24 protein-coding genes are annotated in these 26332 nt (G+C 53.2%); 9 read left to right on the plus strand and 15 right to left on the minus strand.

Features of this window, described 5'->3' with window-relative positions; translation table 11 throughout:
- The first annotated feature begins 56 nt into the window (after positions 1–56).
- From HMF8227_RS14435 to HMF8227_RS14445, 3 genes are all read left to right on the plus strand, one after another.
- Positions 57–1238, plus strand: coding sequence for a BaiN/RdsA family NAD(P)/FAD-dependent oxidoreductase (locus HMF8227_RS14435; protein WP_109340856.1), 1182 nt, complete (start codon positions 57–59; stop codon positions 1236–1238).
- A 69-nt stretch (positions 1239–1307) separates the two neighbouring features.
- Positions 1308–2768: a diguanylate cyclase domain-containing protein gene (locus HMF8227_RS14440; protein WP_109340857.1), complete on the plus strand. Its 1461-nt coding sequence runs from the start codon at positions 1308–1310 to the stop codon at positions 2766–2768.
- A gap of 134 nt (positions 2769–2902) precedes the next feature.
- The gene (locus HMF8227_RS14445; protein WP_109340858.1) at positions 2903–3403 is read left to right on the plus strand and encodes a DUF1543 domain-containing protein; all 501 of its coding nucleotides are present in this window, start codon (positions 2903–2905) and stop codon (positions 3401–3403) included.
- Here the strand turns inward: HMF8227_RS14445 and HMF8227_RS14450 are convergent.
- From HMF8227_RS14450 to HMF8227_RS14465, 4 genes are all read right to left on the minus strand, one after another.
- Positions 3372–3887, minus strand: a complete 516-nt coding sequence (locus HMF8227_RS14450) for a GAF domain-containing protein (RefSeq protein ID WP_162558620.1) — start codon at positions 3885–3887, stop codon at positions 3372–3374. The genes HMF8227_RS14445 and HMF8227_RS14450 overlap by 32 nt on opposite strands.
- 74 nt (positions 3888–3961) lie before the next feature.
- Positions 3962–4579 (minus strand): GTP cyclohydrolase II, encoded by a 618-nt coding sequence (ribA, locus tag HMF8227_RS14455; RefSeq protein WP_109340860.1) that lies wholly within the window; start codon positions 4577–4579, stop codon positions 3962–3964.
- Between the two features lie 102 nt (positions 4580–4681).
- Entirely contained in the window at positions 4682–7540 is a 2859-nt protein-coding gene (locus HMF8227_RS14460) for an EAL domain-containing protein (RefSeq protein WP_109340861.1), read from the minus strand.
- A complete protein-coding gene (locus HMF8227_RS14465; RefSeq protein WP_109340862.1) occupies positions 7540–7839 on the minus strand; it encodes a DUF3630 family protein in 300 nt (99 codons plus the stop codon). The genes HMF8227_RS14460 and HMF8227_RS14465 overlap by 1 nt, the downstream gene beginning before the upstream one ends.
- A gap of 241 nt (positions 7840–8080) precedes the next feature.
- Here HMF8227_RS14465 and HMF8227_RS14470 point away from each other — a divergent pair, with 241 nt between their 5' ends.
- Positions 8081–8386 (plus strand): c-type cytochrome, encoded by a 306-nt coding sequence (locus HMF8227_RS14470; RefSeq protein WP_109340863.1) that lies wholly within the window; start codon positions 8081–8083, stop codon positions 8384–8386.
- A 3-nt stretch (positions 8387–8389) separates the two neighbouring features.
- On the opposite strand, the gene recQ is transcribed toward HMF8227_RS14470, so the two are convergent.
- Complete coding sequence (gene recQ, locus HMF8227_RS14475) at positions 8390–10204, minus strand: DNA helicase RecQ (RefSeq protein WP_109340864.1); 1815 nt, start codon at positions 10202–10204, stop codon at positions 8390–8392.
- Between the two features lie 105 nt (positions 10205–10309).
- Here recQ and HMF8227_RS14480 point away from each other — a divergent pair, with 105 nt between their 5' ends.
- Both HMF8227_RS14480 and rarD read left to right on the plus strand, forming a co-directional pair.
- Complete coding sequence (locus HMF8227_RS14480) at positions 10310–10783, plus strand: thioesterase family protein (RefSeq protein ID WP_109340865.1); 474 nt, start codon at positions 10310–10312, stop codon at positions 10781–10783.
- 270 nt (positions 10784–11053) lie between these two features.
- Positions 11054–11983 carry an EamA family transporter RarD gene (rarD, locus tag HMF8227_RS14485; protein ID WP_109340866.1) on the plus strand — a complete coding sequence of 310 codons (930 nt, stop codon included), beginning with the start codon at positions 11054–11056 and terminating at the stop codon, positions 11981–11983.
- Positions 11984–11997: 14 nt separating this feature from the next.
- On the opposite strand, the gene HMF8227_RS14490 is transcribed toward rarD, so the two are convergent.
- Positions 11998–12534 carry an HdeD family acid-resistance protein gene (locus tag HMF8227_RS14490; protein ID WP_109340867.1) on the minus strand — a complete coding sequence of 179 codons (537 nt, stop codon included), beginning with the start codon at positions 12532–12534 and terminating at the stop codon, positions 11998–12000.
- Between the two features lie 158 nt (positions 12535–12692).
- The gene (uvrD, locus tag HMF8227_RS14495; RefSeq protein WP_109340868.1) at positions 12693–14864 is read right to left on the minus strand and encodes a DNA helicase II; all 2172 of its coding nucleotides are present in this window, start codon (positions 14862–14864) and stop codon (positions 12693–12695) included.
- 208 nt (positions 14865–15072) lie between these two features.
- Between uvrD and HMF8227_RS14500 the strand changes: the two genes are divergently transcribed.
- Positions 15073–15678, plus strand: a complete 606-nt coding sequence (locus HMF8227_RS14500) for a YkgJ family cysteine cluster protein (protein WP_109340869.1) — start codon at positions 15073–15075, stop codon at positions 15676–15678.
- 114 nt (positions 15679–15792) lie between these two features.
- Here the strand turns inward: HMF8227_RS14500 and HMF8227_RS14505 are convergent, their stop codons facing one another.
- From HMF8227_RS14505 to lptM, 6 genes are read right to left on the minus strand one after another with little or no spacing between them, the layout of a single operon-like run.
- Positions 15793–16515 (minus strand): HAD-IA family hydrolase, encoded by a 723-nt coding sequence (locus HMF8227_RS14505; protein ID WP_109340870.1) that lies wholly within the window; start codon positions 16513–16515, stop codon positions 15793–15795.
- A complete protein-coding gene (gene xerC, locus HMF8227_RS14510; protein ID WP_109340871.1) occupies positions 16515–17426 on the minus strand; it encodes a tyrosine recombinase XerC in 912 nt (303 codons plus the stop codon). Before xerC ends, HMF8227_RS14505 begins: the two co-directional genes overlap by 1 nt.
- Position 17427: 1 nt before the next feature.
- Positions 17428–18102 carry a DUF484 family protein gene (locus tag HMF8227_RS14515; RefSeq protein WP_109340872.1) on the minus strand — a complete coding sequence of 225 codons (675 nt, stop codon included), beginning with the start codon at positions 18100–18102 and terminating at the stop codon, positions 17428–17430.
- Entirely contained in the window at positions 18099–18929 is an 831-nt protein-coding gene (gene dapF / locus HMF8227_RS14520; protein ID WP_109340873.1) for a diaminopimelate epimerase, read from the minus strand. Before dapF ends, HMF8227_RS14515 begins: the two co-directional genes overlap by 4 nt.
- 32 nt (positions 18930–18961) lie before the next feature.
- Positions 18962–20215 (minus strand): diaminopimelate decarboxylase, encoded by a 1254-nt coding sequence (lysA, locus tag HMF8227_RS14525; protein ID WP_109340874.1) that lies wholly within the window; start codon positions 20213–20215, stop codon positions 18962–18964.
- A gap of 1 nt (position 20216) precedes the next feature.
- Positions 20217–20384: an LPS translocon maturation chaperone LptM gene (gene lptM / locus HMF8227_RS14530; RefSeq protein ID WP_239421323.1), complete on the minus strand. Its 168-nt coding sequence runs from the start codon at positions 20382–20384 to the stop codon at positions 20217–20219.
- A 173-nt stretch (positions 20385–20557) separates the two neighbouring features.
- Between lptM and speB the strand changes: the two genes are divergently transcribed.
- Both speB and speA read left to right on the plus strand, forming a co-directional pair.
- The gene (speB, locus tag HMF8227_RS14535) at positions 20558–21481 is read left to right on the plus strand and encodes an agmatinase (RefSeq protein ID WP_109340876.1); all 924 of its coding nucleotides are present in this window, start codon (positions 20558–20560) and stop codon (positions 21479–21481) included.
- 11 nt (positions 21482–21492) lie between these two features.
- Positions 21493–23403: a biosynthetic arginine decarboxylase gene (gene speA, locus HMF8227_RS14540; RefSeq protein WP_109340877.1), complete on the plus strand. Its 1911-nt coding sequence runs from the start codon at positions 21493–21495 to the stop codon at positions 23401–23403.
- Positions 23404–23593: 190 nt separating this feature from the next.
- On the opposite strand, the gene HMF8227_RS14545 is transcribed toward speA, so the two are convergent.
- Both HMF8227_RS14545 and HMF8227_RS14550 read right to left on the minus strand, forming a co-directional pair.
- The gene (locus tag HMF8227_RS14545; protein WP_239421324.1) at positions 23594–24724 is read right to left on the minus strand and encodes a serine hydrolase domain-containing protein; all 1131 of its coding nucleotides are present in this window, start codon (positions 24722–24724) and stop codon (positions 23594–23596) included.
- A gap of 113 nt (positions 24725–24837) precedes the next feature.
- Complete coding sequence (locus HMF8227_RS14550; RefSeq protein ID WP_109340879.1) at positions 24838–26256, minus strand: sensor domain-containing diguanylate cyclase; 1419 nt, start codon at positions 26254–26256, stop codon at positions 24838–24840.
- Between the last annotated feature and the right edge of the window lie 76 nt (positions 26257–26332).

Here is a 26332-nt window from a genome sequence, read left to right on the forward strand (position 1 = left end):
CCGATGTGATCGTTATTTGATATAATGCCCGTTTTTAACGCCGCCATGAGGCTGATGTGATAGCAAAAGACGTAATTATTATTGGCGCCGGAGCCGCCGGATTGTTCTGTGCCGCCGAGGCAGCCAAGCGTGGGCGGCGGGTGACCTTACTGGATCATGCCAAGCGTATCGGCGGTAAGATCCTGATGTCTGGCGGCGGACGCTGCAACTTTACCAATATGTTCGCCAGCCCGGAAAATTACCTTTCTGCCAATCCACACTTCTGTAAATCGGCCTTGAGCCGGTATACACAGTGGGATTTCATCGGTCTGGTCAATGATTATGGAATCCCATACCACGAAAAGACCCTCGGCCAGCTCTTCTGCGATAATTCCGCTAAAGATATCCTGAACATGTTGCTCAGCGAGTGCGATAAGTCAGGAGTAGAGCTTCGCCAGCGGTGCAGTATTGAACAAGTGCGCTATGACAATGATCGTTATCAGATTGAAACCAATCAGGGGCGGTTTAGCGCCGAGTCACTGGTGATCGCCAGTGGAGGGTTGTCTATCCCGAAACTCGGTGCCACACCTCTGGGCTATCAGATCGCCGAGCAGTTTGGGCTCAGTGTCCTTCCCACTCGTGCGGGCCTTGTGCCCTTTACCCTCCATGAGAAAGACAAACAGGCATTGGCCGAACTCAGTGGTGTCAGCCTGGATTGCACCGCCGAAGCCAATCACACCGGTTTCAGGGAGAATCTACTCTTCACCCACCGTGGCTTAAGTGGTCCGGCGGTGTTGCAGGTGTCCTCATACTGGCAACCGGGGCAAGCCGTCACCTTCAATCTCAGTCCCGAACATAGCCTGACCGAGTTTCTCGAACAACAACGGCAACAACAGCCCGATGCCCAGCTCAGTACCCTTTTGGCAAAACTCTACCCTAAGCGCTTTGTGCAGACAGCGCTGACTTATTTCGCCATCGACAACAAGCCTATCAAGCAGTACCAGGGTAACGCACTGACACAAATTGCCGAGCAATTTGAGCACTGGTCCATTACGCCCAACGGTACCGAGGGCTATCGCACTGCCGAAGTCACCTTAGGCGGTGTTGATACCCATGAGCTCTCTTCCAAAACCATGGAAGCCCGAAGACAGAAGGGGCTTTACTTTATTGGTGAGGTGATGGATGTGACTGGCTGGTTGGGCGGCTACAATTTTCAGTGGGCGTGGAGCAGTGGCTGGGTGGCTGGCCAGGTTGTATAACCCTGGCAGTTGTTAAATAGCGGATTTAGGACTATAGGAATAGGTTAGACTTAAAGCCAGAGTTGTAATATGGATGCCCAGTTTTGCAAGCAAATTCTCGATGCTCAGCAACAAGCGCTTGAAGCCATAGCCTTTAACCAAGCACTCCCCAACACTCTGAATGACCTCTGCCGTTTAATCGAGTCTTTGTTACCGGTTCCTTCGGCCAGGGCTTCGATATTGTTACTGGACGGCGACCGCCTCAGGACAGGTGGCGCGCCCAGTCTCCCGAAGGCGTACTGCGATGCTATTGATGGCGCCCAAATCGGTCCCGCTGCCGGCTCCTGTGGTACAGCCTGCTATCGCAGACAGCCAGTTTTCGTCAAAGACATAGTTAGCGACCCTCTATGGCGTGACTACCGGCACATCGCTCTACAATTCGGTTTACGATCTTGCTGGTCGATGCCGATCCTATCTTCCTCTGAACACGTTCTTGGCAGTTTCGCTGTTTATTACGATGACATAAGGGGTCCAGATGATAGTCAGCTAGAACTCATACAGCGGTTCAATGCCATCGCCAGTGTTGCAATAGAGCGCTCCCAAACATCGCGCAGGGAGCAGCAGTTACTGGCTCATATTCAGGAAGCCAATAACCGCTTCCATGCTTTTTCACAGGTGATGACGGAAATCGCCTTTGTGTTTGATAAACAGGGACACTGCGTTGATGTGTTTGGCAACATCGACAAGATTTATGAAGGAGCCGATCCCAATACTGTCATCGGGCAAAAGCTGTCCGATGTATTACCCGATGAGCTTAGCAAACCCATCTTGAGCGTGATTGAGCGTACCATCAGTTCAGGACTGCCTCAGCATCTGGAGTATACCTTGCCGACACGCGATGGCCTTAAGCACTTTGAAGGCCGGGCAGCGCCAATCAATGCTTACCTTAAGGAGGATCCCGACCGTCCTCATGTGGTCTGGATGGCGATAGATATCACGAATCAGACAGACATAAAAAAAGAGATTCAGCGACTGGCTTATCATGATGAGCTCAGCCAGTTACCTAATCGTCGTCTATTACTGGATCGATTAACACAAGCAATGCGAAAAGCCCGCCGCCTGAAGAAATACTGCGGACTGCTCTATCTGGACGTCGATGACTTCAAACCCATCAACGATATTTTTGGTCACTCTGCTGGCGATAGCTTTCTTCAACAGCTCGCGGAGAGATTAACCGCCATCGTGAGAGAGACGGACACAATAGCCCGGATGGGCGGCGATGAGTTCATTATTTTATTGGACACATACCATTCTCAGCGCGGCACGATGCAGAATATTGCGCAAGAGGTGGCCAATAAGGTGGTCGACTGCTTTAGCCGCCCTTTCTTACTTGGCGATCAGCCATACACCGTCAGCACAAGCATAGGTGTAAGCCTCTTCAACCATCAAACCCCGGATCATGAGGCGATTTTAAGGCATGCAGACCAGGCCATGTATTTATCCAAACAAAAGCACGGGAACTGCATCAGCTTTTATGATCCTTCTGGATAACGCTCTGAGCCTTATCCTACGGTTCCCAGGCTCTGTGGACGGGCAAAGCGGGGAGCACTGGAGGCTGATCGTCACGCGCTGTTATAATCCCGCTTCTTTCAGCCATCAACCTGAGTATCCGTGCTATTATTGTCATGCTGGGCGGTAAACACCCCAGAGCCAAGATCGAAGTCCATGATGTAGTATTTGCCGTCGGCGATACTCTATCCGACACCTACTCTCAGCTGCACCAGCAGTGGTTTGGCGATCCTGAGCATTGCCACATAGACTCCTGGATGGCGGTGGACGGTATAGATGAGTATAAGGTGAGTTTAGGTCCGGCCATGCCCGGCCCCGGACAACCTAAACTGTATTTTATTAATCTAGGCGGTTATCGCGATGGTATTTTCGGCGAAGAGCATCGGTTTTTATTGATGCCAGCAACGGACGCTAAAGCCGCTAAGACAAAGGGCAAACAGCATCTGTTAAAGGAATGGGACAAACCCCACACCGATGCAATAGTGGATATTGATGATTGTATCCCCATCGAAGCAGTCGGCAATCTGTTTGTGCACTTAGAGCAAGGGCACGCTCACCAGGGGGTACGCACAGGCAATGACTATATTATTCTGAGCTCTGCACCAGAACGGCGCTGATAATCTTTGTGGCTAACGTCAGAACCTGGATATCCACTTCATCGAAGGCATTCGTCTTACTAGAGAAGACTTTCAACACGCCCAGCAGTTGGTCTTGGTGTGCCATAGGCACCACCAACATGGACTTTAAGCCGACTTTCTCACAAGCGGCCTTGTCCACCCGGGGGTCGTTCATCGCATCGCCACAGTTGAGTACTTTATTCTCTTTCACACAGAGTCCGGAGAGACTGGTCTCTCGCTTTAGGCGCAGCCCTACATTTTTGGCGGCCATACCGGTGGCGGCGCGATACACCATCTCATCACCGTCAACCAGTTCAACCACGGCGCCGGTGGCGAAAGTCAGCTGTTCGGCCAACCGGGTAATCGCGTTCAGGCTATCGTCGCTGGAAAGGTGCTGGCCAATAATGCTCGACTGAACTTCGATGATTTTAAGGAGTTGGTCCTTAGTGAGCAGGGACACATTGGCTTTGGCAAATTCGAGCATTGGCATTCCTCATTGCATCAGAGAATCCCTTCACCCATTCCTCAGGCTAGGGTGTTAACCTGAGGTAACACTTATCATTTTAGCAAATGAGGGTCAAAGTCATGGCCTAACTTTTCGGTTTTAGTGCGCAAATAGCCCTTATTATGCTCGGTGACACCATGATCGATGGGAATGCGCTTGACCACATCAATACCCAGATCGGTCAGGGCCTGACGCTTTCTCGGATTATTGGTCATCAGCGACACCCGCTTAACACCCAGCGTTTCCAACATAAACCGGCAAATACGGTAATCCCGCATATCGGCATCGAATCCCAGATGTTCGTTGGCTTCCACCGTGTCCATGCCGTTATCTTGCAGATGATAGGCCCGGACCTTGTTCAGCAGGCCAATCCCCCGGCCCTCCTGACGAAGATACAGCAATACTCCCGAGCCATGCTCGACGATATTCTGCAGCGCCTTTTCCAGCTGAAAACCACAGTCACAACGTGTGCTGAACAGCGCATCGCCGGTCAAACACTCGGAATGAATGCGAATCAGGACTTCGTCATCAACAGTCCAGTTACCATAGGACAGGGCCACATGCTCCTGGCCACTGTCTTCTTCCACAAATCCGTGGATTCGGAACTCTCCGAACCTTGTGGGTAATTTGGCGGAGCTGACATAATCAAAGGCGGTATCGGCGTCGGTCATGGTTCTCGTATTACAAAGGTCGTTGCGGATAATGAGGCTCCTGCGAACCTGACGCAAGAGTGCCGCCATTATCCCGTTAAATGGATCGTTTTGCAGTAACTTTTACTGCTTAGGATAAATCAGAGGCTCAAATTGCTTTAAAGAGCGGGGCTTAGCCACGCCATAGCCCTGAGCATAATCCACTCCCATCTTGCCCAGTTCGGCCATGATGTCCTTGGTCTCAACAAACTCCGCCACCGTTTCCATATCCATCGCCTTAGCCACCTCCTGTATGGAGCGCACCATCGCCATATCCACTTTATCGGTGAGCATATCCTTCACGAAGCTACCATCGATTTTAACGTAATTGACCGGCAGGTTTTTCAAATAACCGTAAGAGGAAAAACCGCTGCCGAAATCATCCAGAGCAAAGGTGCAGCCCAGCTTCCGGAAGGTTCGTATGAATTGCAGGGTTTCGTCCATCTTGATGATGGCCATGCTCTCGGTGATCTCGAAGCATATCTTACGATAAGGAATGCCATATTTTTCAAAGGCATTGAGCACAAACAACCGCAGCTCTTTATCCCCCAGAGACTGACCGCTCAGATTAATATTGGCGCGCTCCAGATGAGCCAGATGTTGAGGATTGTCGGACAACCAACGGAAGAAGTGCTCAATGACCCAGCGGTCCACCTGAGCCGTAAGATTATAGCGCTCTGCTGCTGGCAGGAAGCTGGCTGGAGAACCTAACCCTTCTTTGGTATTCATACGCAGCAGGATCTCATAGTAATGACCATGCGCCAGGTCATTTAAGGGATGATAATGCTGATAGAAAAGCTCGAAGTTATCGTCCTCAAGGGCCTCGTTAATTAAGGACACCCAGTGCAGTTCGGTCTCATAGCGCTGAATCTGCTCATCTTCGCGAGAGTAGGTGTGGATCTGGTTACGCCCCTGCTCCTTAGCCATGTAACACGCCGAGTCGGCCATGCTCAATAATTGTTCGGGTGTATGAATCTGTTCATGGTGTGGCACCAGTCCAAGGCTGATTCCGAGGGTGAAGATACGCCCTTCCCAAACGAAGCGAAACTCCTGAACCACAGTCATTAAACGATTTGCCAGTATGTAAGCACTATCTTCGGATGCTTCATCCCCCACCAATAAGACACCAAACTCATCGCCACCCAGGCGCGCCAGCAGACCATGCCCTTCCACCACATCGTTGAGCTGGTTGGACAGTTGCTTAATCAGGATGTCTCCGGCTTTATGGCCGCAGGTATCATTCACGACCTTAAACTGGTCCAAATCCATATAGATGAGCGTCAGCGGCATGCCTTTACCCCGCGCTTCATCCAGGTCGCTGCGCAACCGCCGCTCAAACTCGCGGCGGTTAAAGACGCCCGTCAGAGGGTCATGGGTCGCCATGTACTCCAGACTGAGATTGGTTTCCTTACGTTCGGTGATGTCGAAGACCGTGCCGAACAGGTAATCTTCATTGTGCTCGTGGCGCAATTGTACCGAAATCGAAAACCAAAAATGGGAACCATCCCGACGTACACCCTCGATTTCCTTGCCCAGCACCACGCCGGATTGCCGCAGCTCTTCCACCAGCGCCAGACGATCTTTCTCATGCGCGTAAAACTGCGCCGTCGTCTGACATTCGGCCAGCATCTGCTGCTCATTTTCATAACCAAACACCTTACACATAGCAGGGTTAGTAGTGACCAACTTACCGCTTAGCGTCGATGTATAGAGGCCTTCGGCCGAGTTTCGAAACAAGTTGTAAAAGCGCCGAAGATCCCGAATCGTATCAGACTGCTGTTGATGACGACTGCGTTGCTGAGCACGCTCGTGCTCTTCCACTGCAAAAGCGATCAGCAATAAGCCCAACAGCAACAACAAGGTCAGGTAAAGACTGGTTTGTGGCTCTAACGCCAGCCCAGTGACATACAAAGAAGTCTGCGCCAGGCCCATCAAGGTGATCATCGACCAGCCGATGGCATAAAACAGATTGGGGCGACCATCCTCACGGTTGCTATACGCCAGTGCTACACCCCATTGCACAACAATGGCCGCACCAGCCAGACCAATGGCAAACACCAACTGCCAGTATTCGTTAAACAGCAGAGTATTGACCACCAACAGGATGGCCATCAGGTACGAGATAAAGCGCCAGTACTGGGGAACCTGTTTTAGCATCAGATGGGCCACTTTCGCCGACGAGAATAACGCTCCCGCCACCAACAGCAAACTGACATCCTCGACAAACGTTGAAACCCCGGTCAGTTGAGACAGTATCCCTTCAATATTCAGAAACAGCAGCAAGAAGCTCAGTGAAGACAGCGAAAACCAGAAACGCACCGAGCTGCGCACCGCCACATAGCTAAGCAGGAAGTAACAGGTCATGATAAAGAGCGCACCGCCGATAAGGCCGATTAGCGCTAAATTTAACTGACCTTGGGTGAGCATGTCTGAGTAACTGATCAGCCGCAGAGGCACTACCAGGGGGCCATCGTCCTTAATGCGAAAATACAGGCTTCGCTTGTCTCCCGGCTCTAAATCCAGAGCCAGAATGTAAAACCGGTGGCTGATCCCACGGCTGTCGAAACGACGTTCGGCGCCGGTAACCACATTTTGCAATATGCGCTGCTGTTCATCGAGCAGCAATAAATCCAGTTCATCCACCGTTGGATTCGCGAACATAAAGGCGAAGTGCGACTCTGAGCCTCCTAACCGCTGCACCACCACACGGCCCCATAACGCCTCTTGAGGAGTCAGGGGGGCGATGTCCAATTCTTTCTGCCACTGCTGACTATGCCGCACATCCGACAGTCGGGCTGAACGATGGGCTCGCAGGTATTGCACATGCTGTTGCACTTCATCGCCCTCTAATCCGGACTCGATGACCAATGGCTCAACGCCATGACCGGCCAGCACTGGGCTGACCATCAGCAACAACAAAATTACTCCTACGAGTCGTCCCATCACTGTCTTATTCTCCGTATAGCCTGCTGCAGCATTGCCAGATCCTCAGGGGCGGTCACCACCCGACCCGCTTCTATCCAGATCGCCTCTACCAACTGCTCGGCGAACAATACGTAATCGGTGTCCTGCCAGCGAAACTGCCATTGCCAACGGTCGACACCACAGTCAAAACTCATTATTTCCGCCCCTAAGTCGCTGAGCAAGCGCTGAACGGCCTCTTGCCAGCCCGAACCGAAACCTTGGGGCAGCGCCAGTTCCAGAGCCTGAGTATCACAGTGCTTTACTTTTATTTGCCGCATGGTTTGGCTAGCCCTTTGCTCCACTGCCAGGCAGAGCGGACCTTATCTTCAGAATCAGGTTGTTCATCATAGGGGTTTTAACGCACTTTTAATAGCCACCGCCATTGGTTCTGAATGACACTCAGAGACTGACCCTCCGGTGGCGTTAAAGCGTGACATCGCTCAGGCTCAATTTGCATATCCATAGCAGAAGGGTTTAGGCATACTCTAACAAGAAAAACATCAATAGCAGGAGACCAGGATGAAAAAGTCATTATTAGTGATGGCAATATTGCTAAGCACTCCCAGTTGGGCGGGTGACATTGCAGCGGGTAAGGAAAAATCAGTGACCTGTGTTGCTTGCCATGGCCAAAATGGCATCGCCCAGATTCCCATGTACCCCAATCTGGCCGGTCAAAAAGAGCAGTACCTGTTGCAGCAGCTTAAAGCTTTTAAGGAAGGCAGCCGCAAAAATATGGTGATGTCTCCGATGGTCCAGCCATTAAGCGAAGAAGACATGAAAAATTTGGCGGCCTATTATGCCAGCCTGTCGCCCTGCGATCAGTAACGTCTAACTCAGATAATTTCTGATGGCGTTAATGAACTCATCGCCATAACGAGTCAGCTTAGTCTGACCCACGCCGCTGATCCCCAGCATCTCCCGTTGCGACTGGGGCATCACTTCGGCCATATGGGATAAGGTCATATCGCTGAATACCACATAGGGTGGCACCTCGTCACGCTCGGCGATGCGCTTGCGCAGGTGTTTGAGTATAGCGAACAACTTGCGGTCATAGCTGCGTTCATCCAGCTTACGCTTGCGGCCCAAATTCAGATCCAACCGCGGTACGGCTAACTCCAGGGCACTGTCGCCTTTCAACACCTGGGCTGCGGCCTGATTCAGCTGCAGGATGGAATGACGGGTAATATCCACCCGCACCAACCCCTGATGAATCAACTGGTTAATAATGTTATGCCACCAGGCATCAGGCTCGTCCTTACCAATGCCATAAGTGCTCAACGCATCGTGCCCATTGTCCTGAATGCGTTTTAGCTTCTTACCTCTGAGCACATCGATCACATATTGGCTGCTAAACCCTTGATTTAGCCTGTATATACAAGATAACACTTTCTGGGCCGCCGTGGTGCCCTCGAAGCGTTTAGGCGGGTCCAGACAAATATCGCAGTTACCGCAGGCATTGGCGTTGTATTCGCCAAAGTAGTTCAGCAACACCTGACGGCGACAGGTCTGAGCCTCGGCAAAAGACTCCATGGCATTGAAGCGCTGCAGTTCAATGGCCTTACGCTGTTCGTTTTCGGTCTGGCCGATCCAGTCCCTAATGCGACTTACGTCCTTCTCATCGAATAGCAACAATGCCTCGGCGGGCATACCGTCCCGACCGGCCCGGCCGGTTTCCTGATAATAGCCTTCGATAGTGCGTGGCAGGTCGTAATGCACCACAAAGCGCACATTCGCCTTGTTGATGCCCATGCCAAAGGCCACGGTGGCCACCATCACATCGATATTATCCTGAATAAAATCCCGTTGGATTTTTTCCCGTATCGGCCCCTCTAACCCGGCGTGGTAACCGGCGCAATTGAGGCCTCGGTTAGCCAGCTTAAAGGCCAGATCATCCACCTTCTTACGGCTGTTACAGTAGATAATTCCGGGGCCATCCTGCTGGCGAATAAAACGCTCGATCAGATCCAGCGGCTGATATTTCTGCACCTGGGTATAGCGGATATTGGGCCGGTCGAAACTGCCCTGATAGACAAAAGGCTGCTCCAGCCTAAGCTGCTGCAAAATATCGTGGCGCGTAGCCGGATCGGCGGTGGCGGTCAGCCCCATCACCGGCACCGAGGGAAAGAAGTTTTTCAGTTGTCCCAGTCGACAGTAGTCCTGTCGAAAGTCATGGCCCCAATGGGACACACAGTGAGCTTCATCTACGGCAAACAGACTGATAGTAAGCCCTTGCAAACGCTGGATAAACTCCGGTTGTAAAAGCCGCTCAGGGGCCACATACAGCAGACGGTATTTGCCATCCTGAACCCCGGCCAAGACCTGAAGTTGCTGCTGCCGATCCAGACTGCTGGTCAGGTACGCAGCCGGTATGCCCGCCGCCCTGAGCGCATCCACCTGATCCTTCATCAGGGAAATCAAAGGGGACACCACCACCGTTAGTCCCTCCAATAGCAGGGCCGGAACCTGATAACACAGGGATTTACCGCCACCCGTCGGCATCAGCACCAGACTGTCACGGCCTTGCAGAGCGGCGTCGATCACCTCCTGCTGGCCGCGGCGGAATTCGGAATAACCGAAATAATCACGCAGCACCGTGACTGGTGTTATAGCTTTAGGATGTGACGCGACAACAGAATCAGACAAGAGAACCTCACTTCAGAACGCGGCCATTTTACTGATGCATATGCCTACTTGCCAGAGCCAAAGCAAAGGCGTAACTTAAACGCTTGTTTGAAAAGGAGTAACAAGGTGGATCCAACAACTTTACTCAACAGTCAGGAACTCGGTGATTTTGTTGCCAGTGTCTTTCGGGACCAGATGCCTTTTAACCAGTTAATCGGTATGCAGGTCAGTCAGTTTGACGGTGAAGGAGTGGAGGTACGCCTGCCCTGGCACGACGGCCTGATGGGCAACCCGGTACAGAAAATCCTCCACGGCGGCGTAACCGCCTCTATGTTGGACACCGTGGGCGGCTTGATGGCCATCCTTCAGGTGGTTCGGGATATGAACGACATCACACTGGAGGCCTTTCAGAAAAAGCTCGGCAAGATGGGGACCATCGATATGCGCGTGGACTACCTGCGTCCCGGCAAAGGCAAGGAGTTTATCGCCAGTGCTTCGGTAATCCGCAAGGGAAGTCGCGTAGCGGTCTGCCGCATGGAGCTGCACAACGATAAAGGCGAACATATCGCCTTCGGCACTGGTACCTACATGATCGGTTAATCGTTGCAGGATAACCGCCTGACTTTAATCGGTTATCTCCTTATTCCTGTCGAACCTTGGACATGGATACCTGCTCGGAGGGACGGGCATAACAACAATTTGTATTCAGCGGCTATACCTTCCCGCCCCTTATCCCACCGGCATAAGGAGAAAGATGCTTTCGATGCCAACTTTCGATTACTTTTTCTAATCAATTGGCAAAAAGCTTTCGGTTGTCTTTGCCGACGGCTTAACCCATAGTGGGCGCCTTCGCCGCCGTCAGGAATACGCATGCAGGATAACCACGCCAAAGCCGGAGTCTTACTCGCCATCGCCGCTTATACCTTGTGGGGCTTTGCCCCCATGTACTTTAAGCTGCTGCAAGGCGTACCGGCCACCGAGATCCTGATGCATAGAATCCTCTGGTCCAGCCTGATTCTGGGCGCTCTGGTGCTGGCTCTCGGCCAATGGCACAAGGTCATGCACGCCTTACGTAACCCCAAAGTATTAAAAATTCTGCTTATCACCGGCGTACTTCTGGGCGGCAACTGGCTGCTTTTTATCTGGGCCATTAACAGCAACCAGATGCTGGAAGCGAGCCTGGGTTACTACATCAACCCACTGCTGAATGTGTTTCTGGGCCGGGTGTTTTTAGCCGAGAAGCTGCGTCGCCTGCAGCAACTGGCGGTGGGGCTGGCCTTAGTAGGTGTGGGCATTGTGGTGATATCCTACGGCGAAGTGCCCTGGGTTGCACTGGGTCTGGCCGGGAGCTTTGGCGTCTACGGCCTGATGCGCAAGCAGGTGGCGGTGGACTCCTTCCCCGGCCTGCTACTGGAAACCTTACTGATGCTGCCCTTTGCCATCGGCTACTGGGTCTGGCTGGCCGGCCCGGACAGCAATATGCTGGCCAATGACACGGCGCTTAATGTGACCCTGATCTGCGCCGGTATCGTCACCACCGCGCCCTTGCTGTGCTTTACCGCTGCGGCCAAGCGCATCATGTACTCCACCCTGGGCTTTTTTCAGTACATCGGCCCCAGCATCATGTTTGTACTGGCAGTGTTCTTATACGATGAGCCGCTGCAGTCGGACCGGCTGGTGACCTTCCTGTTTGTATGGACCGCACTGGCGCTGTTTAGCTTTGACTCTTACCGCTTCTATCGCAAAACCAAGAAGCAGCAGCGGGAGATACTCTCCCGCCAGCCTAATGAAGGGGTGTAGACCCCTCACGGTTGCTAGGAAGACACTTCTGCGTCCAGTGCTTTAGCAAAGGTCAGCAACCAAACCCCGGTGAAAAGCAAATTGATACCGATCAGCAGGCCAATAGCCCAGGAAGCGGTTCCTGGTAAGCCGCTAATCAATAAAATACCAATGATAAGCGATGCGATACCGCTGATAAGAATCCATCCCCAGGTGCGCCATCTCTTATGCTGCAGGGCTGCAACCACTTCTGCGACACCTTGAATCAAAAATAACGCCCCAACTAACAACGTCAATGTAATGGTTCCGGAAGTGGGAAACGCCAACAGGACCAAGCCAACCATGGCCGTTAAGATGCCCATTACGATGGTGACAGAGCGCCCTGACAATCCTTTAAGCTGAAAGCCCCTAACAACCGATAGTGCGCCTCCGATCAGAAATAGCGCCCCGACTAACAACTCGATACCCAATGTAAACGCCTGGGGCAATACTATTGCGAGTATACCGAGGAGCAGCATTACAATACCCTCAGTCTTTAGTGTCCTGCTGTAGCTTTGAAAGTAATCGCTCATCGCCTGCTCTCCTTACCGGTAGCGCTTTAAAATGACTAAAGCGAATGCATTTCTATTCTACCTACAGCAAAGCAGATGAATTCGGAGCAATCAATTTCAAGGACTGAGCGCACCTAGTTAAAGTAAGCTAACCGGCAACATGCCCGTCTAGAAGAGCCCTATACAGCCGCCAGCTTGGCAAAATTGAGTACCAGCCATTTGCTACCCACCTCGTCGAAGTTCACCTGCACCCGGGCGTGTTCGCCGCTGCCTTCGTAATTGAGCACCGTACCCTCGCCAAACTTGGGATGGGTAACCCGCTGGCCCAGACTAAAGCCGGTAGAGTCGAAGGCCGAGTGGGAAGTCGCCGGTTGGAAGCGACTGGTCGACACTGGCTTGCTGACCGTATTGCGCAGGCGAATCTCCTGAATGCACTCGGCCGGGATCTCGCGAATAAAACGCGACGGCGTATGGTACTTGTCCTGACCATAGATGCGACGACTCTCGGCGTAAGTCAGGATAAGCTTTTCCATGGCCCGGGTCATGCCCACATAGCACAGACGGCGTTCTTCCTCTAAACGGCCTGGCTCTTCATGGCTTTGCTGGCTGGGGAATAAACCTTCTTCCACTCCGGCGATGGTGACCATAGGGAATTCCAGCCCCTTGGCGCTGTGCATGGTCATCATCTGCACCGCATCCTGATGCTGATCGGCCTGAGTTTCACCGGCTTCTAATGAAGCATGGGTTAAAAAGGCCGCCAGCGGGGTCATATCCTCGGCATCGTCCGGCACCTCAAACTGCTTACAGGCGGTCACCAGTTCTTCCAGGTTATCCACCCGGGCCTGGGCCTTTTCGCCCTTTTCGGCCTGATACATGGCCATCAAGCCGGATTGTTTAATGGCGGTGTCGGCCTGCTCTTCCAGAGGCAGCTCGCCGGTGGTTTCCTGCAGTTTTAAGACCAGCTCCACAAACCCCTGCACCGCCTTGGAAGCCCGGCCGGAGAGACGCTTTTCCTGCAACATGGTCAGGGCCGCCTGCCACATTGAAGATTCGGAGCTGCGCGCCATATCCCGGATCTGCGCCACGGTACGCTCGCCAATGCCTCGGGCAGGCGTATTAATCACCCGCTCGAAGGCGGCATCGTCCAGTGGCTGATTGATCATGCGCAGATAACCCAGCGCATCTTTAACCTCCTGACGCTCGAAGAAGCGCAGGCCACCGTAAATCCGGTAGGGGATGGCTTCCTGTAACAGCGCTTCCTCCAACACCCGCGACTGGGCGTTACTGCGATACAGAATGGCCGTGTCGCTGAGCGCGCCGCCCTGATCCCGCCACTGTTTGATCTGACCGACGATAAAACGTGCCTCATCCAGCTCATTAAAACCGGCATACAGGGAAATAGGTTCCCCTTCATTGCCCTCAGTCCACAGATCCTTACCCAAACGACTGGAGTTGTTTTCGATCACCCGGTTGGCGGCTTTAAGGATGGTGGCGGTGGAGCGGTAATTCTGCTCCAGCCGAATGGTCTTGGCGTCGGGAAAGTCCCGCAAAAAGTGCTGGATATTATCCACGTTGGCGCCACGCCAGCCGTAGATGGACTGATCGTCGTCGCCGACGATCATCATATTGTTATGCTCGCTGGTGAGCATTCGCAACCAGGCGTATTGGATGTTGTTGGTGTCCTGGAACTCATCCACCAGCACGGCGCGAAAACGCTTCTGATAATGAGCCAAAATCTGCGGGTGATTCAGCCATAACTCATGGGCTCTCAAAAGCAGCTCGGCGAAGTCCACCAACCCCGAGCGGTCGCAGGTTTCCTGATAGACCTTGTAGATTTCACGCATCTGAGTGCGCATCACATCGCCCTGAGTCTCGATATGCTGGGGACGCAGGCCTTCGTCTTTATGGCCGTTAATAAACCACATGGCCTGCTTGGGCGGGTAGTGCTTTTCGTCCAGGTTCATGCCCTTGATAATGCGCTTGAGCAAGCGCTGCTGATCGTCAGCATCCAGGATCTGAAAATTTTCCGGCAGCCGCGCCTCCTGATAGTGGGTGCGCAGCAGGCGATGCGCCAACCCGTGGAAGGTGCCGATCCACATACCCTGCAACGACATGCCCATCAGAGCTTCGACCCGGCTGCGCATCTCGCGGGCGGCTTTGTTGGTAAAGGTCACCGCCAGCACGCCAAAGGGCGAAATCCCCTGTACATCCATCAGCCACGCCAGCCGGTGTACCAGTACCCGGGTCTTACCACTACCGGCTCCTGCCAGTACCAGCATGTCGGAGGGCGGGGCAGCAACGGCGTCGCGCTGTTTGTCATTTAAGGAGTCGAGCAGTTCGGATACATCCATAGCGATATCGGGCTTAGCAATGATGCCGCCAGTATACCAGCCACACTGTATTTTTATACACTTGGCCTAATAGGAACCCACCCCTTGGATATAACAAGTCGACCTTATTACACAAAAAGTTATTACCGTAGAGCATCAAAAGTGGCTAGAATCCGCGCCGCCCGTTCGGCGGGCCTTGTGTGGATGAATTCATTACGGATGTTTGAACATGCAATATTTACGAGCTCTGGCACAGCGGATAGAAACAGTCTATCAACAGCTCAACCTGCGTTTTTCCGATTATCAACAGCAGCAAGGTCTTTCCTGTATCAGCGGTTGTGGCCGCTGCTGCACCAACCCGGATGTAGAAGCCTCGCCCCTGGAAATGTTGCCCCTGGCGCTTAACCTGTTCGATCAGGGTCAGGCAGAAGTCACCTTAGACAAGCTGCGAGCGGCCTCAGGCTTTCACTGCCTGCATTATCAGCGCCTTTCGCTGGATGGCGCGAGAGACCAGTGCGGGATTTACGCCCACCGGCCTGGCATTTGCCGTATGTTTGGTGCCGCTGGTGTGAGGGGCAAGGATGGTCAGGCCCGTCTGTCGGTATGCCAACCGATTAAAACCGCCCGAGCCGATGCCTATCACCAAACCCTGAGCGCATTGGAGGTGACCCCACCGCCGATGATTGCCGACGGCAGACAACAACTGGTCAATCTGGATCCCCTCTGGGGACGCCAGACCCTGCCCATCAACCAGGCCCTGTCCTGGGCGTTGGAAAAGGTGCTGACCGCCGCTTACTACGACGATCCGGACAATGATGGCACTCAGGCGGCGTGATCTCGCCGAAACCCAGGCAGGCTGATTACCACTAAGTAGCGCAGGAGCCTCCATGGATGGATTTACGGCGTGTTTGCGTGTGGTGTCAGCCTGCTAGCGATGCCAACCTGTGTCTTAAAGGTCTAACAGCAGGGCCAACTCATCCAGATTCGCCAGTTGCACGTTGGGCAGGTGCCGGGCTGGCTCATAGCCGATGCCCATATGCCGGTTACCCGCATACCAGGCTGTTTGAAAGCCTGCCTCGTGGGCTCCGGCGATATCGTTAATCAAACCATCGCCCACATGCAAAATGCGCTCATTGGGCATCGCAAGATGGCGGGAGGCGAGCTCAAACATTGCCGGGTCCGGCTTTTTGGGCTGCTCAAGATTGGCGTGGAAAGACTGTTCAAAGTATTGTCCGATACCAATGGCGTCCAGATCCACATTACCATTGGTGATCGCCACCATAGGCAGCTTATCGGCGATGCGCGCCAATAAAGAACAAATAGTCTCATCCACCTTAAAGCGGCTGCGTTCATAGTAAAAATACTCGAAGGCCCGGTCGGTGGCTTCCGACACCTCGGTAAAAGCCATACCTAGCTCTAATAAACCGGTGCGCAGGGTGTGTTGGCGCCATGCGCCCATATCGTGAGTCAACTCGGGGCGTTCCTTCAGGCACTTGGCCTTGATACGCTGCCAGAAGACCTCGTTCGAATCTTTAAGCTGAGGAAATTCTGTATGAATAAACTCCAGCAGCGCATCCTCGGCCCGGCGCAGAATGGGGCCGTTGTCGTATAAGGTGTCATCCAGGTCGAAGCTTACCGCGCGGACCTGGTCTAGGGGACGGAAAATAATCATTAAGAACCTTTATTCTTTCTCGCTCTGGGGTGCGCCTTGTCGTACACCTGGGCCAGATGCTGAAAATCCAAATGGGTATACACCTGTGTCGTGGACAGGTTGGCATGGCCCAGTAATTCTTGCACCGCTCGTAAGTCACCACTGGACTCTAATACATGGGTCGCAAAAGAATGGCGTAATTTATGCGGATGTACCGGCTGATTCAAGCCCTGATGTTTTGCCCAGTGTTCCATGCGTTTGGCAATCTGTCGCCGGCCCAGTCGTTGTCCGTTTTTACTTACAAACACAGCCATCTCTCCAGCCGCCGAAAGCTGACCTCGCACTTTTAACCACTGTTTCAGACACTGGGCAGCGGTTTTACCAATAGGCAACTGGCGCTCCTTACGCCCCTTACCCCAGACTCTGATCTGAGTTTTATCCGGGCTGATCTGAGGCAGGCTCAGGGTCTCAAGCTCTGCCAGTCGCAGGCCACAACCGTAGGCCAGCTCCATGATCGCCTTATCCCGAATCGCCAGAGGGTCATTGCCCGGCTCAAACGCCAATAGCTGACTCATCTCATCCACTGGCAGTTGCTTCGGCAGAGGGCGGCCTTGTTTGGGAGCCTGGACCCCGGCAGCGGGGTTGGCACTGAGTTTTCCCTGTAACACCAGATAATCGCCCAATGCCCGGAGCGCCGATAAACGCAAGGCGATGGAACGGGGTTTTAATTGTTGGCGTTTGGCCTCAGCCAGAACCCTTCGCACCCCGTCACGCGTCAGAGCTTGCCAGTCATCCAGTTGCAGCACCTGAGCGGCCGCATTCAGCTGGCGCCGGTAATTTTCCAGCGTCCGGGGGGACAGATTGCGCTCATACTTCAGATGCGCCAAAAACGTCTCCAGCCCTTGAGCAATCGCTTCGGCCGGTTCCGTCATGCTATTGCTCCAACTGGGACAGCACCAGGGTCATAAATTTTTGTAGCTGATTGATAAGTAAGGTATCCATTCCTGGGTGGAAGTGATGATCCTCACTGCTGCCAATCACCAAAAGACCCAATTCGCCCTGCTCGCCGATCAGCATCATAGCGACCGAAGCCACCTGGCTGTCTTCGCCAAACAGCCAGGCACGTTCTTGCTGACTCAGGCGCCCGAAGTAATACATATCCTGACGGAAGCGCTTTTCCTCCAATTGCTTCTTAGCCTCGGCCGATAGCTCGGGCTCGCGATCGAAACGCATCAGGGTGATGTCCTGCAGATCCAATTGTTCCAGCAGTACGTCTTCCAGCAGACTGCGAATTTGTGCCTGTGTCTGGCACTGGAACAAGCGCAGGTTCAAATCGGCGTAGATTCGATAGATACGCTCGTTATGCTTAGCCACACTCATCAGTTCGTTGATCTGGTGCTGCAACTGATTTAAGCGGCTGCGCAATTGCTCCGATTGCAATTCCACAAGCGACACCGCGCCTTTTTGCTGATGGGGAATACGCAGCCCCTCCAGCAACTCAGGGTGCTGAGCGAAGAAGTCCGGATGGCTTTGCAGATAGCGTTTTACCTGCGCCGCGCTCACCGCTTCAGCCGCATTGGTCGAAGCGTTCAGGGGTTGATCACTCATAAATGTAGGTTCCCATCGAAAACGTGTTCCACCGGACCGGTCATCTTGACCGACTTATCCAGCCCCGGCCAGCGAATTTTCAGGCTTCCGCCGGGCAAATCCACTCGTACGTCCTTATCCAGTTTTTCCCACAGGCGACCAACCACAGCCGCCGCGCAGGCACCGCTGCCACAGGCCAGGGTTTCGCCCGCACCGCGCTCAAATACTCTGAGCTTAATATGGCCGGGATTGAGGATCTGCATAAAGCCAATATTGGCGCCTTCGGGGAAACGCTCATGACTTTCCAGAATCGGTCCCAATTCTTCTACCGGAGCCGTGTCAACGTCGTCCACCTCCATCACACAATGGGGGTTGCCCATGGAAACCACACCGCAAAATGCCGTGTGTTCACCGGCCCGCAGTATATAGGTGGCTTCCTCTTTGTTGGCTTTAAACGGCACCTGCTGGGGCTCCAACAACGGCTTACCCATGTTCACCGTTACCTGACCGTCCTTCTCCAGATACAGCACCATGTTGCCGGCCCGCGTGCCTACCTTGATCTTATTGCGATTAATCAGTCCCTTCTTACGCACAAAGCTGGCAAAGCAACGCGCACCATTGCCGCACTGAGCCACCTCGCTGCCATCGGCATTGAAGATCCGGTAATGAAAGTCCTGCTCGGGATCATAGGGCGGCTCCACCATTAACAGCTGATCGAAGCCGATACCCATGTTGCGATCCGCCAGTTGGCGGATCTTATCCGGGCTGAAAAACACATTCTGGGTGACGTTATCGATCACCATAAAGTCATTACCCAGGCCGTGCATTTTAGAAAAGTGAATAAGCATTCTTATTACCGTTGCGCGCTTTGCGTCCTAGCTTAAGGCAGTTTGTGCTCGCCTTTCCAGAGGTCAGGCAGACTTTCACGCTCCCGCACCAAATAAACCTGGTCTTTATCCACCATTATCTCGGCTGGGCGGCAGCGGCTATTGTAATTTGATGCCATGGTAAAGCCATAAGCTCCGGCGCTACGCTGAACCAGGAGATCCCCTTCGTCGATACTCAGGCTACGGTCCTTACCGATAAAATCACCGGTTTCACACACCGGCCCCACCACATCGTACATGCGGGTCTCGCGCTCGAGTGAACGATCCACCTCGACGATGTCCATCCAGGCCGAATACAGCGAGGGGCGCAGCATATCGTTCATGCCTGCGTCGACCAGGGCAAAGTTCTTCTCCGAGCCCTGTTTGATAAACTCCACCTTAGTCGCCATGATGCCGGCATTGGCCATAATCGCCCGCCCCGGTTCCATGATCAGCGACAGATACGCGTGATCCTTTTGCAGTCGCTCGACCACTGCCTTCACATAGTCAGCCGGTAGTGGCGGCTTTTCATCCTGATAGGTCACCCCCAGACCGCCACCCACATCCAAATGGTCGATCTCGATGCCTTCGGCTTTGAGCTGGTCGATCAGGCCCAACAGACGCTCCAGCGCATCCACAAAAGGCGCGACATCGGTTAACTGCGAGCCGATGTGACAATCCATACCCACCACCGTCAAGTGCGCCATACCCGCCGCCTGACGATAAATGTCCAGTGACTGCTCCCAGTCGATACCGAATTTATTGGCCTTCAGCCCGGTAGAAATATAGGGGTGAGTCTTGGCGTCCACGTCCGGGTTAACACGGATGGAGATCGGTGCCGTCACGCTCATGCTGCCGGCAACCCGATTAATACGTTTAAGCTCCGAAGGCGATTCCACATTAAAACACTTGATGCCTTGCTCCAGCGCAAAAGCGATTTCCGCCTCGGTCTTAGCCACGCCCGAGAACACGACCCTGGCCGGGTCTCCACCGGCTTCAATGACCCGGGCCAGCTCACCGCCCGAAACAATATCGAAGCCTGAACCTAACTTGGCCATGACGCTTAGCACGCCCAGGTTAGAATTGGCTTTCACCGCGTAGCAGACTAGATGAGGTTGCTCACCTAAAGCTTCATCGAAGGCCTTCCAGTGCCGCTCGATGGTCGAACGGGAGTAAATATAACAAGGTGTGCCATATTGATCGGTAATGTCGGTCACGGGCACGTTTTCAGCGTAAAGACGCTGCTGCTGATATTGGAAATAATCCATACTAGTTGTCTTCTTCGGGTTTCGATTGCTGTGCAGGAGCAGGCGACGCAGCTTCTGTCGGCTCAGCCTGATTGGATTCGGCGTCCTCCGGCAGGAACAGGGGGCCTTTCTGACCGCAGGCGGTCAGCAGTAAAAGCCATAGAAAATTAAGTCGTCTAAGCCGTTTCACACGCAGCTCTCTTAATTAGGGTAGGTGGCGCTATGATGGCATTAGCGCCGTGAAAAGCAAAGTGTCCGTCATAGTCGATAAAGACTTTGTTTATAGCCTTGAAATTGCGAGCATCGCATCCAAGGCTTGATTATAATCCACCACATTCGACTTTCGGGTATGAGACAACCTCTATGGCAAACAGCTTCGACCTAACTCTGGATAAACCTAGTATGCCTTACCATATGGCGGATTCGGCAACCTCGCTGACCCCGAACAGTGCTTATCTGATCGGCTTTGGCTTCGATGGCACCGCCTGTTTTCGTAAGGGAACCAGAAATGGCCCGGACGGCCTGAGAAACGTCTCGGAAGACATCGAGAGTTATTCACCGTATCTGGACGACGATCTGGAGCAGAAACGTTTTTTCGATCTGGGAAACCTGAATCTGGGTGACAGCGATGATGTGGAGCGCCAGTGGCAAAAGGGCAGCGACGATTTCGAGACCATCTTTGGCAATGCCGACTTAAGTGGTGACAACATCCAGGTGATGACCTTAGGCGGCGAGCATTCGATCTCCTATGCCCCCATCAAGACCTATTTAAAACAGTACCCCAACCTGGTGCTGTTGCATCTGGATGCCCACGCCGACCTACGCGATGGTTACGAAGGCTACCACTATTCCCACGCCTCGATCATTCGACGGGCGCTGGATCACTTTGGTCCTGATCATCAGTTGATCCAATACGGCATTCGTTCCGGCACCCGCGAAGAATACCAGTGGATGCGCGAGCACCAGACCATCCGCACCTCACGGCACGATTTTCTGGAAGCGGTGCGACAAATTGCTGATGATAGGCCGATTTATCTGACTCTGGATCTGGATTACTTCGACCCCAGCTTTCTGCCCGGTACCGGCACTCCCGAACCCGGCGGCGAGGACTTTCATTCTTTTATCCAGCTGATAAAAATTCTGCGTGATAAGCACTTTGTCGGCTGTGATGTGGTAGAGCTGTCGCCGGAGATAGACAGTTCCGGTAACAGCAATGTATTTGCCACCAAGGTGGTGCGCGAACTATTGCTGTGTCTGACCGCCAATCAGCCCCGATTTCAGGAATAAGGAGCCCCACCATGGCTAAATGGACCATCAACGATGCCGAGCAACTCTACCGGGTTAAACGCTGGGGAGGCGGTTATTTTGAAATTGGTAGCAATGGGAATCTGCAGGTCACTCCTCACCTGAAGAACCCCAATGTGCGCATCGACTTCAACTCGGTGCTCGAGGAGATCAAGGAAGAAGGGGTGCAGTTCCCGGTAGTGGTGCGGTTTCACGATATCCTGCGCTCTCAGGTGGCCCTGTTAAACGACGCCTTCCGCCAGCATATTCAGGAAGCCGAGTATCAGGGCCAGTATCTGGGCGTATACCCAGTTAAGGTGAACCAGATGCGCGAAGTGGTGGAGGAGATCGCCGATGCCGGTCAGCCATACAGCTATGGTCTGGAGGCCGGCTCAAAGGCCGAGCTGCTGACCGTCCTGGCTTACAACACCCATGCCGACGCACTCACTATCCTCAATGGCTATAAAGACGAAGAATTTATGAAGCTGGCCCTGTTGGGTCGCAAGATGGGTCGAAAAGTGATCGTAGTGGTGGAGAAGTACTCGGAACTACTGCAGCTGGTGAAAAGCGCCCAGGAGCTGAATATCGACCCTATCATCGGCGTGCGCTCCAAGATGACCGTGAAAGGTCGTGGCAAGTGGGAGAGCTCTGGCGGCGACCGGGCCAAATTTGGTCTTACCAATGCCGAAATCATCAATGCCGCGCGCTATCTGGAACAGCATAACATGGGTCACTGCCTGAAATTGCTGCACTTTCATATTGGCAGTCAGCTTACCGACATTCGCTCGGTCAAGGAGGCGGTAGCCGAAGGCGGACGCATCTACGCTGAGCTGCGCCATATGGGCGTGGAAATGGAGTACGTGGATGTGGGAGGCGGTCTGGGCGTGGACTATGACGGTAGCCAGTCCACCAGCGATTCGTCCCGCAACTACAGCATGGATGAATATGTGGCTGATGTGGTCTATGGGATTCGTGATGTGTGCGATCTGGAGGGCGTTCCCCACCCGAATCTGGTGAGCGAGAGCGGACGCGCCATGACCGCACACCACAGCTGTGTGATCACCCCCATTATGGGCGAGGTCACCGCCAGCGGCATGGACTTTGATACTACTTATCGCGAGGGCGAACATTGGCTGCTGGGCCAGATGAGAGAGCAGGTAGAACTGCTGCCCAGCGCCGACAACCTGCAGGAAATCTTCAACGATGTGTCCCAATATAAGGAGCAGGCCCTGGATGCCTTTAAGCTCAGAGTCATCTCGATGGAAGAACTGGCCAAGATCGAAACCCTGTATTGGCGTAGTTGCCGACAAATATCCGCCCGTTTGAAGGAGTTAGACTTTATTCCCGAAGAGTTGCGCGAATTGGAGGTGGGTCTGTCTTCCCAGTATCTGTGCAACCTCTCCGTATTCCAGTCTGCCGCCGATACCTGGGCCATCGATCAGGTGCTGCCGGTGGTACCGCTTACGCGCATGAACGAGAGACCCACGGTGAATTGCTCCCTGGTGGATATTACCTGTGACAGCGACGGTAAGATCGACCAGTTTGTGGGTAATGAGGGACTGACCGATACCCTGCCACTGCATCCGCTCAAAGACGGCGAAGAATATTATATCGGCCTGTTTCTGACCGGAGCCTATCAGGACGTGATGGGCGATATGCACAACCTGTTCGGGCGCCTCAACGAGGTGCATATCTTTACCGACGATGACGACCCGAAAGACTTCTACATCGAAGAAGTGGTGCGTGGTTCGTCGGTCAGCGATGTGTTATCGATTATGCAGTACAACCCCGATTCAATGGCCACCGATGTTAAGCGGGTGATCGATAAGCTCATCGCCGCCGGCGATATCCGCCCGCGTGAAGGGGTCAAATGGATCGACTTCTACGAAGACTGCTTAGCGGGCTATACCTACTTAAAACGCTAGCAAGGGCTCTGAGTACCGTTTTTAACAACAGAATGTACGTCATGCCTGCCACCGAGCAGGCGTCCAGGGCCAAAGGGAATATTCAGAGTGGATACCGGCTTTTGCAGGTATGACACAGGGTTTCACGACTGTCGTTAAAAGGCTCTGAGACTGTCATGCTGAACTCGTTTCAGCATCAGGACTGACGGGATTATGGCTGACTGGCCATAGAGGTGGCCATTTTCTTTTCTTCGAACAACCGGGCCCAGAAATTCACGCTGATCTCATTCATCAGGTTAGACTCGGCATTCATCAAAAACACAAGCCCCACACCATAATCCGGCGCAATCCCCACGTCGGCGCGATATCCCTTCACCCAGCCACTGTGATAAGCCAGTTTTTCACCGTCGAAGTCATACACTCGCCAGCCCAAACCATAATGAGCGTCTTTAAGGTAGGCCCGCCAGTGGCGGCGATAAAGCTCCCGCTTGGTACGGATTCGCGGTGTTAACAATTGCTCAATAGTATGGCCGGAGAGTACATGGGGGTATTGCTCCAACATGGCTTCCAGCCAGATCACCATATCATTAAGGCTGGCGTTAATGCCTGCCGCCGGCGCAAAACGGTAGTAGTCGGCACGAACCTGTGTCTTGTACCACTGTCCTCTTGCCACCAACGCGTGAGGACGAGCCCAGTTTGAGTCACTAACCAGTCTGTCGCGTCCCACACTCACCCGGTGCATAGCCAGAGGACTGAGGATATTGTCCTGCAACAGCTCGGCGTAGTTGCTGTCCAGTCGATAACGTATGCCCTCCGACAACACTCCGAACAAGGCATTCTGATAGGTATAACATTGCCCCGGCTCGCAGATAGGCTCCAGTCCGGCCAATTGGTTGAGCACCCGTTGCACCGAATAGTTCGCCTCGATCAGGTTGTCGTAGGCATTCGGCATGTAGCCACTGGACTGGCTTAGGATGTGACCCAGCTTTAGTTCCTGTTGAGGGTCAAATTCATACTGCGGGGCCAGTTGATCCAGAGGCATATCCCAGTCCAGCTTACCCTGTTGCACCAGCTTGGCCGTTAAGGCACCAGTAAATGTCTTGGAGACCGACGCCAGTCGAAACAGAGTATCGGCATTGATAGGCTGACCATTTTTCTGGGTCTTGCCATAAGTGAAGATCTGCGGAGACTGGCCCAGTTCGACCACGGCAAACCCATACCCGGGCAGATTATGTCGGCGGGCCTCCTGCTCCACCTGACGAGCAAACTGGCCCAGCCAATTCTCCTGCCCGTGAGCAGTAAAGCACAGTAGTAAAAACAGTAAGCTGATCAACCAGTTCATATTATCGGGGAGTTGCCAGGATCTGCGGTATTGTATCATTTACCGCGATGAATGCATGACAAGGGCCAATAAGAACTAATATTCTTGGTATCTCAGGCCGTATGTTCGGGCCTTTAACAGTGTCCCTCTACCCGGTTACGGCCTTTGTGTTTAGCGCTGTAAAGTGCCCGGTCCGCCAAATGAACCAGATCAGCCAGGGATTCATAATAATCGGCCTGAGTCACCCCAAAGCTGGCCGTCACTCTGACGCTCTGACCATCGGCAATATTGAATTCCGTCTCAGCCACCTGCTTGCGCAGCCGCTCCGCCACCTTCATGCTTTGCGCATACGAGGTTTTGGGCAGCAGCAACACAAACTCCTCGCCCCCCCAGCGCGCGGCCACATCCTGATCGCGCATGGCGTCTTTGAGCACGCCGCCCAGTGTCTTGATGACCTTGTCACCCGCATTGTGCCCGTAGTTGTCATTGACGGACTTAAAGTGATCAATATCCACCAGGATCAGGCTCACCGGTATTTTCTGCTCAATCAGATCCTGGGTCAGCCTCTCAATATAGCGGCGATTGGCGATGCCGGTCATGCCGTCGGTAAACAAACGCTTCTCATAGTGGCTCGAATAGCGCTCGGTAAAGAACAGGATGACCAAACACAACACCACGACCACCAGAAAAATCAATATGCCCAAGCGCCATAAATTTACCGCGCTGGACCGGGCCTGCTCATCAAAGGGCAGCAGAATAAAGACTCGCCACTTGAGCTGAGGCAGGGGCAGCTCTAATACAAGATGCTCCTTACCTTTATAATCCACCAGGTTGCTGTACACCCCTTTTATCAGGGGAGCGGATGATAACTGCCGATACCATGTTAACTGATCCAGGCCGGTGCGCTCGGCCAGTTTAGGCTGAGAACCACTGTCCGATGTCAACAGAACATTGTTTTGCTCATCAATAAAGTAAAAATCGTAACCATACTGCTGCTGATAACGCTCAAATTCCTGCATAAAGCTTTCCAGACTCAGAGCGGCACCTGACACACCAACAAACTCGCCCTTATGGTTATACTCCTTATAATCCAGATAAAGGCTCAGTCTCTCTTGATTACCCAATACCACTTGCACGTCCGCTTCACTTTCTTTAAACCGAAAATACCAGGCCGTTGTCTGCTCGGTTAGCGCACGGTTCTCTTCATCATTGGCAAAATACTGACGCATGGCTTTGTCGCTGGCGATAAACACATTCACCTTTAATGAGGTCTGCAGCCGCTGTAACTCTCGCTGAATTGCGGCCTCATCAGGCTTGGCCGAATCGAGATAGGGTAGAAATACGTTCGACTCAGAAAGAGCGTGAGTAATATGCAGGGGCCTGAGTAACTTATGATCGATCAAATTAAATACTGGGGCGATAGCCTTTTGCTGCTGGCGGCTTTGAGTACCCACCATGCTGCTGATCGCAAAGTAGGCAAGGGCACTCACAATCAGCGAGAGCAACAAAAACAGCAGGGTAAAATTGCGACGAAATTGGCTTATCGATCTCAACGAAAAAGCTCCTGAATATTAAGCTCCAACCACCTTCATAAGCCAAGATTGCAAATACAAGGATGGCAGTTCTTTT

It is taken from the genome of Saliniradius amylolyticus (assembly GCF_003143555.1).
Classification (GTDB): domain Bacteria; phylum Pseudomonadota; class Gammaproteobacteria; order Enterobacterales; family Alteromonadaceae; genus Saliniradius; species Saliniradius amylolyticus.